The sequence below is a fragment of the Pseudoalteromonas sp. SCSIO 43101 genome (assembly GCF_023650775.1).
Classification (GTDB): domain Bacteria; phylum Pseudomonadota; class Gammaproteobacteria; order Enterobacterales; family Alteromonadaceae; genus Pseudoalteromonas; species Pseudoalteromonas apostichopi.
Map to the genome: position 1 here is coordinate 918,239 of NZ_CP072673.1, position 11,990 is coordinate 930,228.

General features: G+C 40.0%; 14 protein-coding genes. 8 read left to right on the forward strand and 6 right to left on the reverse strand.

Annotated features, from left to right (window positions below):
• Positions 1–85 precede the first annotated feature (85 nt).
• On the forward strand, positions 86–1,021 hold the full coding sequence (locus tag J8Z25_RS04325; RefSeq protein WP_178926660.1) for a mechanosensitive ion channel family protein: 936 nt from the start codon (positions 86–88) through the stop codon (positions 1,019–1,021).
• A gap of 228 nt (positions 1,022–1,249) precedes the next feature.
• The gene (locus tag J8Z25_RS04330) at positions 1,250–1,456 is read left to right on the forward strand and encodes a ribbon-helix-helix domain-containing protein (protein WP_250661724.1); all 207 of its coding nucleotides are present in this window, start codon (positions 1,250–1,252) and stop codon (positions 1,454–1,456) included.
• Positions 1,457–1,509: 53 nt separating this feature from the next.
• On the opposite strand, the gene J8Z25_RS04335 is transcribed toward J8Z25_RS04330, so the two are convergent.
• Positions 1,510–2,448: a hypothetical protein gene (locus J8Z25_RS04335; RefSeq protein WP_250661725.1), complete on the reverse strand. Its 939-nt coding sequence runs from the start codon at positions 2,446–2,448 to the stop codon at positions 1,510–1,512.
• A gap of 302 nt (positions 2,449–2,750) precedes the next feature.
• Between J8Z25_RS04335 and J8Z25_RS04340 the strand changes: the two genes are divergently transcribed.
• Together J8Z25_RS04340 and J8Z25_RS04345 are read left to right on the forward strand one after the other, a co-directional pair.
• The gene (locus J8Z25_RS04340; RefSeq protein WP_250662012.1) at positions 2,751–3,029 is read left to right on the forward strand and encodes a type II toxin-antitoxin system RelE/ParE family toxin; all 279 of its coding nucleotides are present in this window, start codon (positions 2,751–2,753) and stop codon (positions 3,027–3,029) included.
• Complete coding sequence (locus tag J8Z25_RS04345; RefSeq protein WP_054554253.1) at positions 3,029–3,322, forward strand: HigA family addiction module antitoxin; 294 nt, start codon at positions 3,029–3,031, stop codon at positions 3,320–3,322. The genes J8Z25_RS04340 and J8Z25_RS04345 overlap by 1 nt, the downstream gene beginning before the upstream one ends.
• Before the next feature lie 270 nt (positions 3,323–3,592).
• On the opposite strand, the gene serA is transcribed toward J8Z25_RS04345, so the two are convergent.
• From serA to J8Z25_RS04370, 5 genes are all read right to left on the reverse strand, one after another.
• A complete protein-coding gene (gene serA, locus J8Z25_RS04350) occupies positions 3,593–4,822 on the reverse strand; it encodes a phosphoglycerate dehydrogenase (protein WP_167659130.1) in 1,230 nt (409 codons plus the stop codon).
• Between the two features lie 14 nt (positions 4,823–4,836).
• The gene (gene rpiA, locus J8Z25_RS04355; protein ID WP_130049532.1) at positions 4,837–5,490 is read right to left on the reverse strand and encodes a ribose-5-phosphate isomerase RpiA; all 654 of its coding nucleotides are present in this window, start codon (positions 5,488–5,490) and stop codon (positions 4,837–4,839) included.
• Between the two features lie 54 nt (positions 5,491–5,544).
• Complete coding sequence (locus J8Z25_RS04360; protein WP_250661726.1) at positions 5,545–6,141, reverse strand: 5-formyltetrahydrofolate cyclo-ligase; 597 nt, start codon at positions 6,139–6,141, stop codon at positions 5,545–5,547.
• A 13-nt stretch (positions 6,142–6,154) separates the two neighbouring features.
• Entirely contained in the window at positions 6,155–6,721 is a 567-nt protein-coding gene (locus tag J8Z25_RS04365; protein WP_130049530.1) for a hypothetical protein, read from the reverse strand.
• Between the two features lie 118 nt (positions 6,722–6,839).
• Entirely contained in the window at positions 6,840–8,357 is a 1,518-nt protein-coding gene (locus J8Z25_RS04370) for a S10 family peptidase (RefSeq protein WP_178926663.1), read from the reverse strand.
• A gap of 243 nt (positions 8,358–8,600) precedes the next feature.
• On the opposite strand from J8Z25_RS04370, the gene J8Z25_RS04375 reads away from it, so the two are divergent.
• The 4 genes from J8Z25_RS04375 to J8Z25_RS04390 all read left to right on the forward strand — a co-directional run bounded on the left by J8Z25_RS04375 (position 8,601) and on the right by J8Z25_RS04390 (position 11,911).
• Entirely contained in the window at positions 8,601–9,830 is a 1,230-nt protein-coding gene (locus tag J8Z25_RS04375; RefSeq protein ID WP_250661727.1) for a diguanylate cyclase domain-containing protein, read from the forward strand.
• Positions 9,831–10,011: 181 nt separating this feature from the next.
• Positions 10,012–10,350: a P-II family nitrogen regulator gene (locus J8Z25_RS04380; RefSeq protein ID WP_054554260.1), complete on the forward strand. Its 339-nt coding sequence runs from the start codon at positions 10,012–10,014 to the stop codon at positions 10,348–10,350.
• Positions 10,351–10,359: 9 nt separating this feature from the next.
• Positions 10,360–11,589, forward strand: coding sequence for an ammonium transporter AmtB (locus tag J8Z25_RS04385; protein ID WP_130049527.1), 1,230 nt, complete (start codon positions 10,360–10,362; stop codon positions 11,587–11,589).
• Positions 11,590–11,749: 160 nt separating this feature from the next.
• Positions 11,750–11,911, forward strand: a complete 162-nt coding sequence (locus J8Z25_RS04390; RefSeq protein ID WP_082401591.1) for a YqaE/Pmp3 family membrane protein — start codon at positions 11,750–11,752, stop codon at positions 11,909–11,911.
• The last annotated feature ends 79 nt before the right edge of the window (positions 11,912–11,990 follow it).

Consider the following 11,990-nt stretch of genomic DNA (forward strand, 5'->3'; position numbering starts at 1 on the left):
TAAGCACGGCTTTTTTGTGCCTGTATGAAACTGGCGCTTATTTTGCAGATTATTCGCTATGTTTCTTAAATGATCAGGTAATCGTATGTTAAAAATACCAACCGTAGGTGAGGCCGAAAAACTTATAGAAGAAAAACTCGGTGGCTGGGTTGATATCATTATAAGCCATATTCCAAACTTTATTGTCGCAGTAGTCATCACTATCGTATTTTCATTACTGGCGCGTATCGTTGGCTCAATGCTTAGAAAGCTATTACGCCGCTCGTTAGAGTCTTCGCAAATAGCAGACTTAATGTCATCGATAGCCAAGGTTATTGTGTTATGTGTAGGCTTATTCGTAGCTCTTGATTTCCTGGGCCTCAGAGGCACGGTCACCTCATTACTTGCCGGTGCTGGTATTGTTGGTCTTGCGATTGGTTTTGCCTTTCAGGATATGACAGAGAATCTTATAGCAGGTATTGCTATGGGGATCCGCAAACCATTTAAAACAGGTGATGTAATTCGCACCGAAAGCGTGTTCGGTACAGTACGGGCGATTAATCTTAGAAACACCCTCATTGAGAACTTTTATGGGCAACTTATCTTAGTGCCTAACAAGATTCTATTTAGAAATATACTCAGTAATTACAGCACGTTAGGTGTGCGTCGTATTGAGGTGCCAGTGGGTATTTCGTATGCTGACGACCCAGAACAAGCCGCAGAAGTGATTGTTAAAAAAATCAATGAGTTTGATTTTGTTATTAAACAAGAAGAAACCGCCGTTTACGCCGAAAGCTTTGGTGATAGCAGCGTTAACCTACTGGTTTGGTTTTGGATTAAATACCCTGGCGAAGCGGATTTCATGACCGTTCGTCACAAGGCTGTTGTGGCAGTAAGAAACGCGCTAAGTGAAGCTGACATGACCATTCCATTCCCAATCCGCACGTTAGATTTTGGTATCAAAGGCGGCGAGAAATTAAACGCCATGATAAGCGAAAAACACCAAGATAAAGACGCAGAACCACAAGCGACTGATGAGTAAAATTTACTGACTCATCGGCGTGATTTACACAGGGAAGTGTAGTTGTAAGGAGGTGGGAGGTTAATTTAAAGATATAAGCTGAACCTTGAGATGATTGCTAAGGCTAATAAGCTAAGTTTGATTGTAGTAGTATAAAGTAGGAATATATCTGGGTTTGATCTGCTTAAGATGAGTAAATGATGGCGATGGTAAAAAAGTATCACAGTGACTGCCCAATAAGAAAAATGGATGCTAGCACAGCTCGCTTCAGGAAATTATGCGAGTGACAGTGAGTTACTTCGAGATTTGATTAGAAAAGAGCAAATGCGAGCTTATGAAATTGAGGCTATTCGTATGAAATTGATTGAAGCAGAGAAAAGTGGACTCTCAGATAAACCATCCAGTCAAATGTTAGCTAGTTTCAAGGAAGAAACGAGTAAGGATGAGAAGTTATAAACTTAATATTCAATTCAAGCCAACCTTTGTGAAACCATAGTCTTTAACTCTTATTACATATCATTTTTAATCCATGCTCGTTCATTAGGGTAGTCGATTATAATTCTCAAATACCTAAGCGCTGAGCCCCCTAGCGCACCGTCAATTTGTTTGTCCATCATAGAAGACATAAATTGATGAAAGTTTTTATCTTCTCTTCTAGTAAACCAAACTGGGCCTACTACTTTATTTGCAATTTTTATTTGTGGGACTCTGATCATTGATTGTTTAGATAATGAACATGCTTTTTCTATAACCAGCCATTCAGGATGAGATTTCATCCAATTATCAAATATGGATGCAGTGATGAAAGAGGTTGCAACTTTTTCACCGGATACATTAAGTTGCTCTAGAGCTTCATTTGAAGGCCAAGCAGAAGCGCCCGTATCGAATAGCATTGGAATCGTTACACCATCTACCGATATATTAATGCTCGGAAAAGCTAACGTATAATTACCTAATTCATTCTTTTGGAAACCTAGAGGTACTTCTGAGAAGTTATCGGTTTCAGGTAGTTTGGATAAAATTGTGATGCTTTTATCTAGGTAATTAAAATCGATGATTTTTTCAGCATGCCACCTGCCGCCTAAGGTGCCATCCAACTTGTTAGATGAACTTATTTCTCTTCTTGGAACTACTTGTAACTGACCTGCCCACCAATTGTTCAGTCCTGCGATGGGTATCCAAGCACTTTTATCAAATTGCGGCATATCAGTAACTTTAATAACACCGTCTTCAGTTTCTTTATTTTCAATCTTCCATTGATATTTTTCACTGAGTTCTTTTGAAATAGCATTCCAACCTCCACCAGTATCAGTGAAAAATTTCACGGTTGTGCCATCACTGAGCTTTGGGGTTAAGTAGATTAAATTATTTTCAAATTCGCTTGGTAGTTCATTGGGTATGCAAAACAGAGGAGTAAAAAGTAGTAAAGCAAATATCAGTTTTTTCATAATATACCTTCCAATGGTGATTTGAGCACAATGGTGCATTATGTCGATATCTGAGAAATAACACAAATAACCTAAATTGGTTAAATAAGCATGAAGTAAGTTGACAGTTTTAACTCGCGCGAAATAAATTTCACGCCTACAGTGAGCCATTTTTGACTTAGCGCTTAAAATTTACGGCTTAAAGCTTTTAATTAACGCGCTGGTTTTTGCTTCGCTTCAAATTTTAGTCCACGGTTATTCCCCCTAAGCGAGGGGGTATAATTAAAGTGGACACCTGTTGCGCAGCACGCTACACTTTAGCAATGATCAAGACATTCAAACATAAAGGCTTGAAAAAGTTCTTCGAGACTGGAAGTAAAGCAGGGATTCAAGCTAAACACGAGCGCCGTTTGAGAATGCAACTAGTCGCTATAGATACCGCTTCGATTATTGAAGATATCGACTTACCTGGATTTAAGTTGCACCCATTGAAAGGCAATCGAGATGGTGTTTGGTCAATAACTGTAAATGGTAATTGGCGAGTAACATTTGAATTCAAAGATGGTAACGCCTACATATTAAACTACGAGGATTATCACTAATGACTATGCATAATCCACCGCATCCGGGTGAATTTATTTCCGATGTATATATGGAGCCTTTCGGTTACAGCTGTAGATTTGTCGCGAAACAGTTGGATGTCTCACCTTCAACTCTTAACAGAGTCCTTAAGGGGCAGAGCTCCATTACTCCTGAAATGGCATTAAGATTATCTAAGGCTTTGGGTAGAAGTCCTGAAAGTTGGCTATCGATGCAGGATAATTACAATCTTTGGCAAGCTAAACAAAATGTTAACCTAACCAAGGTACACCCTATTAGTTTTGCAGTAGCGTAATAAGAATAATCACAAGCTTGCTGCTACTTTGGCTGTTCACCTGAAATTTCTTGTGTGTTATTTATAAGAAATAAGCCATCGCGCGAAATAAATTTCACGCCCACGGTGAGCTATTTTTGACTTAGAGCTTAAAATTTACGTTTTATAGCTAGGTTCTCGTGTTTGGTTTCGCTACGCTCAAACTAACCTACGAGCTTAAAGTTTTGTCTTACAAAAAAAGCGCAAGCAGTTTAACTGTTTGCGCTTTTTATTTATTCGATATGCCAATGATTAGTGAAGGATACGTGCTCTGATTGTCCCTTCAACAGCACTAAGCTCTTTAAGAGCTACTTCTGATTGATCTGTATCTACATCAATTACTACGTAACCAATCGCTTCGTCTGTTTGTAAGTACTGGGCTGCGATGTTGATTCCGTGCTGTGCAAACGCTTGGTTAATTTGCGTTAGCACACCTGGGCGGTTGTGGTGTACGTGTAATAAACGGCTGCGGTTTGCAAGCTCAGGTAATGATACTTCAGGGAAGTTAACTGCTGTAATAGTTGAACCATTATCTGAGTACTTAGCAAGTTTGCCTGCTACTTCAATACCAATATTTTCTTGTGCTTCTTGTGTTGAACCACCAATGTGTGGAGTCAAAATCACGTTATCGAACTCGCGCAGCGGTGATACGAACTCTTCATCATTTGATTTTGGTTCTACAGGGAACACGTCGATTGCTGCGCCGCTCAGCTTTTTATCACGCAGTGATTCTGCTAGAGCATCAATATCAACAACAGTACCGCGAGAAGCATTGATCAAGATGGCGCCTTGCTTCATTACTTCAAGCTCTGCCATCCCAATTAGGTTCTTCGTTTGCGGTGTTTCTGGTACGTGTAAGCTAATAACATCGGCACGTTGTAATAACTGAGTTAGGTTATGAACTTGCGTTGCATTACCCAGTGTTAGTTTGTCTTCGATATCGTAAAACTCAACGTTCATACCGATATTTTCAGCCATGATACCTAGTTGTGTACCAATGTGGCCGTAACCAATAATACCTAACGTTTTACCACGTGCTTCGAATGAACCGTTGGCTGATTTTAACCAACCACCGCGGTGCGCTAGGGCATTACGCTCTGGAATACCACGAAGTAATAATAAGATTTCACCAAGTACTAATTCTGCCACAGAGCGTGTGTTTGAGAATGGCGCGTTAAATACCGCAATACCACGTTCACGGGCACCTTGCAGGTCGACTTGGTTAGTCCCGATACAGAAGCAGCCGATTGCGACTAGCTTTTCAGCTGCTTCTAATACCGCTTCATTAATATGAGTGCGAGAGCGAAGGCCTACAAAATGCACATCTTTAATGCGCTCAATGAGCTCGTCTTCAGGTAAGGATGTTTTTACGTAATCAATATTACTGTAGCCATTACGCTTAAGCGTTTCTACAGCACTTTGGTGCACGCCTTCCAGCAAGAGAATTTTAATTTTGTCTTTTGCTAACGATACCTTACTCATATCCTCATTCCTATTTACTTTATTTGCGGCCCATTTTTGGTGCCGATAATGACTTTATCTGCGCCACGATGGGCAAATAAGCCGTTTGTTACTACGCCAACAATCTGGTTGATTGTTAGTTCTAATTCTTTGGCGTTGCTGATATCTAAATTGTGCACGTCTAAAATGACGTTACCGTTATCTGTTACAACACCTTCACGGTAAACAGGGTCACCGCCTAGTTTTACTAGTTCACGAGCTACATAGCTGCGTGCCATTGGGATCACTTCAACCGGTAGTGGAAATGCGCCTAATGTTGTAACTTCTTTAGATTCATCAACAATACAAACAAATTGTTTTGCTACCGCTGAAACGATTTTCTCGCGTGTCAGCGCTGCACCACCGCCTTTGATCATTTCATTTTGTGGGTTGATTTCGTCTGCGCCATCAACATACACATCAAGGCTTGATACATCGTTTAGCTCGAATACTTCTATACCCAGTGCTTTTAACTTTTCAGTTGAAGCCTCAGAGCTAGAAACCGCACCAGTAATGGTGTCTTTTACTGTATCAAGTGCATCAATAAAGTGATTCACTGTAGAGCCTGTACCTACACCAACAATGGTATTTTCGTTTACAAACTCAAGGGCTGCCCAGGCAGCGGCTTTTTTTAATTCATCTTGCGTCATAATTATGTGCTCAGTTAGCTGTCAGAGAGGGTCTATAGTATACAAACAGTTTGCTTACCATTGGTAGATTTTCTCTGGGGTTATAATGTATTTTAACGGTACATCCCACGATTCAATAGGCAATGCTGGAACATGCTGACATTGATGGGCAAGGCCGATCAAAATCGGTTTTTGCCAGTTTTCTTGGTAATACCGAGCCAACGTTTTGTCATAAAACCCGCCGCCCATTCCTAAACGGTTACCTTGATCATCAAATGCCACTAATGGCATAAGTAAAATATCAAGCTTGTCTAGAGGACATATTTGACTGCAATTTAACTTGGGTTCCAAGATACCATAGCGGTTTGCAGTCATGGGTGAATTTTCTTCATACCTTTGAAAGTATAAAGTTGTACCGTTGAAGGGGTGGATTATAGGCAGGTATAAATGTTGTCCTTGCACCCATAATTCTTTAATTAACAATGAGGTGTCTAACTCTCCGTCATTACTAAAATAAATGCCGATATGGGCGTTTTTAGGTGTTTTTAACGATTTTAAGTGTTGAGTAAAATTCACTTTTAGCGCAATCGCGGCATTTTTTTGTTGTTCAACAGTCAGTGAATTGCGCTTTTTTCGAATGGATTGTCTGATTTCTGCTCGTGTGTTGCTCATGTCAATATTAGTGTTAACTTTCTAAAAAGGAGAAAAGTTCAGGAAAAAGCTCCACTACACCCAAAATGATTAATAATAAAATGACCATCGCAATAAGCGAATAGAGTAGTGTGTTTGAGCGTTTTTTAACGGGCTCTGTTAATTCGTCTTCAAGCAGCAGAGCATCTTCTTGCCAGCTATCGTCGCTATCAGCAACACTATTATTTTCTGGCTCAGGTAAACGTTGCTCTAGGTCATCTAGCTTTTCTTCTAGGCGAATAAGGCTACTGGTAATGTAATCGAGGGCATCGAAAATACGTTCTTCACGCTCTTTGGCTTGTGCGGCTAAATTTGTTGATTGGCTGCTGGTGGCTGTTTGATTAACGCTTTGGAGTTTAGCTTTAATGCCTACACTGGCAAGCAACTTAGCTTGTTTAAGTGCTTTATCTTGCTCGCTCGGCGCAAATAATGGCTTATGCTCAAACAGGGTCGCTACTTTGTCTGTTGTTGTTTTTAGTTTTGCGGCTAGTTGTTCTGTTGCTTGTGTTTGGTCGACACCGGCTTCAAGGCCTGCAAACATCACACGAAATTTTTCTGCCATTTGCTGATTATCCAAATCCTTAAATCAATGACTTGAGTATATACCCAAATAGATTGGTGGAAAAACAAAAGCCCGCATAAAACGGGCTTTTTCTATTATGGGTTTGCAAATACGCTGTTTAGTATTTTGCTGATTTGCTTTCGGCTGGTAGTGATTTAAGGATAAAATCACGTAAGTCATTATTTGATGATTCTAAATCAGCATGGCGTAAATACATCATGTGACCACTACGATAGCCTTTAAAGCTTAAGCGATCTTTCATTTTGCCACTTGGATCTAACTGCCACATTGTGTATTTAGCATCAAAGTAGTTTGTTGCACCGTCGTAGTAGCCAGATTGGATCATCACGTTTAAGTATGGGTTTTGTGCCATTGCTAAACGTAAGTTTTCACCTGTGTTGTTGCCTGAGCGGTCCCAAGGGTGAACATTACCAAATAGGTTATATTTGATATCTGTTTTGTAGTTAAGCTCTTCACGAAGATAATAGTTAATTGCAGGCGTGAATGAGTGTAACCAAGAAGTCAGTTCTGCCCAGTAATCAGGAGACTCACCTGCATCACGTTTGTCGATACCTAGGTAACGAGAATCTAAACGACCCACTGTTTGGCCGCGCTCACGTAATAACTCTTTCCAAAAGAAATTAGTTGGAATATCAAGGTTGTTTTGCTCAACAAACTTCTCAGATAAGCCTGCGTATTTTGCTGCTTGCTTAATGATTGCTCGCTTTTCATCTGCAGGTAAAAAACCACCTTTAGCAATTGCTGGTAAAAACTTATTAACGGTGAACTGTTCAACTTCAGGTAGTAACTCGTCTAAGTCTTTTGCTTGTAAGTCTGCGCTGAGGGCTTTGTGGTACCAAGCTGTCGCTGCAAAGTAAGGTAGGCGGTTAGCAGCTTCTACCGGGCCTTCACGTTTAATACCAATTTCAGTTGGTGATACTAAAATAACGCCGTTGATATACATCCATTGGCGATTTTGTAATTCGTGAGCAAGACCAGAAACACGAGTCGTACCATAGCTCTCACCAATTAAGAACTTAGGTGAGCGCCAGCGCTCGTTGCGAGAAACAAAAGTATTTAACCACTCTGCTAAGTATTTGATGTCAGCGTTAACACCAAAGAACATTTTTTGTTGGTCTGATTTACTCGGAAGCTCACCTTTTTCGTTTTCAAGAACACGTGAGTAACCCGTGTTAACTGGGTTGATATAAACAATATCAGCCACGTCTAAAATTGAGTAAGGGTTATCTTTTACGCCATAAGGTTGAACTGGGTAGCCTTCGTCATCAATTTTTAATACACGTGGTCCAGTATAGGCAAGGTGCATCCATACTGAGGCAGAGCCTGGGCCACCATTGAAAGAAAAGACCAAAGGACGTTTTGTTCTATCGTCTACTTTATCGCGGGTATAATAAGTATATTGCAGCGTTGCAACGGCATCGCCTTGCTCATTCCAAACCGGTTGTGTGCCTGTGGTTGCGGTATATGAAAAGCGCTCACCATTAATGCGAGCTTTATGCTCTGTCACTACTTTGCTGTCAACGTCAATACGACGTCCATTATCTGCAAAGCTTGGAGTACTGAAGGTCAGTGTTAGTGCTGTCACTGACAAGCCAATAAAACTAACTAGTTTCATGTTGATTCCTTATTATTCGAATTGCAACTATTAAAAAGTAAAGCCAACTCGATGACAAACTAATGAGACTAGTGACCAATATTAGCTGTTAAATAGTAAAATAACCGGAAATGCTGAACGATTACAAAAAAGTGCATTTTTTTAGCAAAGATATTTTGCTTAATTATTTAGCTAGATTAAAAAATGACGTATATTTAGCGTGTTTATAATCTGTGTACACGTGCTTAGAAAAGAGAAGTTGCAATGCAAAGAGTATTAGTCGTCGAAGACAGTAAAGTAGTACAGCAAGTGTTACGTCATCTCGCTGCTCACTATTTAGATGTAGCTGTTGACTTTGCGTGGTCTTTAAAAGAGGGCGTCTCTTTAATATCAGAGCACGATTACACCTTAGCCTTAGTCGATTTAACACTACCGGATGCGATGAATGGCGAAGTAGCTAAATACACCTTATCAAAAAATATTCCAACCGTGGTCCTGACATCAAAGATTGATGAATATATTCGCCAGCAAATGTTAGAGCTTGGTGTAGTAGATTACGTGGTTAAAGATAACCGTGATTCATATCATTATGCGATAAAGCTTGTTGCGCAACTACTTAGAAATGATGGGAGTAAAGCGCTAGTAGCCGATGACTCAGTATTGAGCCGCACTTTAATGAAGCAAATGCTCGAAAAGCAATTGTTTGATGTACGCGATGCCCAAGATGGTGAGCAAGCATTGCAAATGTTAAAAGACGACCCTGAGATTAAGTTGTTACTTACAGACTATGCAATGCCAACAATGGATGGTTTTGAGTTAGTGAAAGCGGTGCGTAATTTCCGTGGCCGTGATGACTTAGCAATTATCGGGTTATCCGGTGCGGGTAAGCATGGCTTGTCGGCGCGTTTTATTAAATACGGAGCAAACGACTTTTTAACTAAGCCGTTTATGAATGAAGAATTTCATTGCCGTGTTATGCAAACCATGGAGCAGCTTTCTTTAATAGCCGATATAAAAGAAAGCGCCTACCGCGACCATTTAACTGGCTTGCATAATCGTCGCTATTTTTATCAATACGCAGAAAAATTACTTAAAAATGTTGAGCAAGAAAACGTACTGGCCTTGCTTGATATCGACTTCTTTAAAAATGTGAATGACCAGTTTGGTCATGAAGCAGGTGATCAGGCTCTAAAACAAGTGTCTTCATTTTTAAAGACTAAATTTGATGACTTCACTATCGCTAGAATTGGCGGCGAAGAATTTGCAGTGGTTCTGCACAATATGAATTTAGCTAACGCAGAATCTAAACTCAATATTTTCAGAGAGCAGTTAGCGAGTCATGCTTTTTCAATTAACGGTGAGCCTTATTCATTAACGATGAGCATCGGTATGACCCTATTCCAAAAAGTATCACTTACAGCTGCGATGCGCATTGCTGACAAAGCCTTATATCAAGCCAAACAGCAAGATCGGAACTGCTTAGTTCAGTTATAGTTGTGCTTACTGCACCAGCGCTGGCTAATTGTTAAAAAAATGCACCATTAGGGTGCATTTTTTTTGTGCAAAAACTAGTTTCTATTCATAACCAATTGAAATTAAAGAATAAAAAATAATGGCACAAAGGTTGGATTGTATAAACCAACAGGATAACAATAAGCGTCCGAAGGGGGCCACTATGAAAATGATTAGTGCAATAATAAAGCCATTCAAACTTGATGATGTACGTGAAGCATTGGCTGATTTAGGCATTGAGGGGATGACAGTTGTTGATGTAAAAGGCTTTGGTCGTCAACGCGGTCATACTGAACTATATCGTGGAGCTGAATACCAAGTCGATTTTATTCCAAAAATCAAACTTGAAATTGCAACTCGTAGCGAAAATTGTCAACGCGTAGTTGAAACCATCACAAAAATTGCTTCAACAGGCAAAATTGGTGACGGCAAAATTTTTGTTTACGACTTAGACCAAATCGTTCGTATTCGTACAGGCGAACTAGATGAAGAAGCAATTTAAGGGGGAATTATGGAAAACACTATCGTAGAGTTGAAGTTCTCACTCGACACTTTTTACTTTTTAATGTCGGGTGTTTTAGTAATGTGGATGGCGGCTGGTTTCGCTATGCTGGAAGCAGGTTTAGTGCGTGCAAAAAATACAACAGAAATCCTAACTAAAAACGTTGCACTATTTTCTATTGCCTGCACTATGTTTTTATTAGTGGGTTACAACATCATGTATGTTGATAATGCAGAAGGCGGTTTCATTCCTTCATTTGGCGCATTAATTGGCACTCAAGCTGCTGATGCGGACCACTCTTTAGAGTCTGATTTCTTCTTCCAAGTTGTGTTCGTAGCAACGGCTATGTCAATCGTATCTGGCGCGGTGGCTGAGCGTATGAAGTTATGGGCATTCTTAGTTTTTACTGTTGTTTTAACTGGTTTTATCTACCCAATCGAAGGTTACTGGACTTGGGGCGCAGGCTTCTTATCTGAAATGGGCTTTGTTGATTTCGCTGGTTCTGCAATCGTTCATGGTGCAGGTGCTGCGGCAGCGCTAGCTGGTGTACTTTTCCTAGGTGCTCGTAAAGGTAAATACGGTAAAAACGGTGAAATCTATCCAATTCCAGGTTCTAACTTACCGTTAGCAACACTTGGCACATTAATCCTTTGGATGGGGTGGTTTGGTTTTAACGGTGGTTCACAACTACTTGTTTCTGACGCTGAAAATGCAACAGCAGTAGGTAAAATCTTCTTAAACACTAATGCAGCAGCAGCGTGTGGCGCTATTGCTGCACTATTCGTGTGTAAAGTGTTATGGGGTAAAGCTGATTTAACTATGGTTCTAAATGGTGCATTAGCAGGTCTTGTAACAATTACTGCTGAGCCAGCATCACCAACTCCATTACTTGCTTGTTTACTTGGTCTATTAGGTGGCTCACTGGTTGTGTTTAGTATTGTTGCGCTTGATAAAGCAAAAATTGATGATCCAGTGGGTGCTATCTCTGTACATGGTGTGTGTGGTTCATTAGGTATCATGCTAGTACCACTTTCAAACTCAGATGCAACCTTTGTTAATCAATTAATTGGCTTAGTATGTATCTTAGGGTTTGTGTTCATCGCATCATCAATCGTGTGGGCAATTCTGAAAAATACCATGGGTATCCGTGTTACCGAAGAAGAAGAGTTGAACGGTATGGATCAACATGACTGTGGTATTGATGCTTACCCTGAGTTTGTATCAGTTCGCAGTAACTAATCTAAGTGCGTGCAGTAGCACGTACCTAACAATATCATTGTGTGTTCAAATCAAAGCTCTACTTAGGTAGGGCTTTTTTGCATTTAAATAACTTTTTTCTAATAAGCGAAATAGTTATTTTTGAACTATGCTTTAAATTCCAAACTAATAAGGAAAAACTATGGATAACAAACTCTTACTTATAATCATTTCACTATTTTTACCGCCTGTGGCAGTATTTTTAAAAGCAGGTGCAGGCAAAGACTTAGTGATTAACATTATTTTATGCTTCATCTTTTTTATACCAGCAGTGATCCACTCGCTATGGCTGTGTACACGCTAAACGAGTTTAAGTGACTGTTAATTTTACAGGTGTTAACATTGCGCTGTTCAAGGTGTATTCCTGTAAAATTAACTGACCA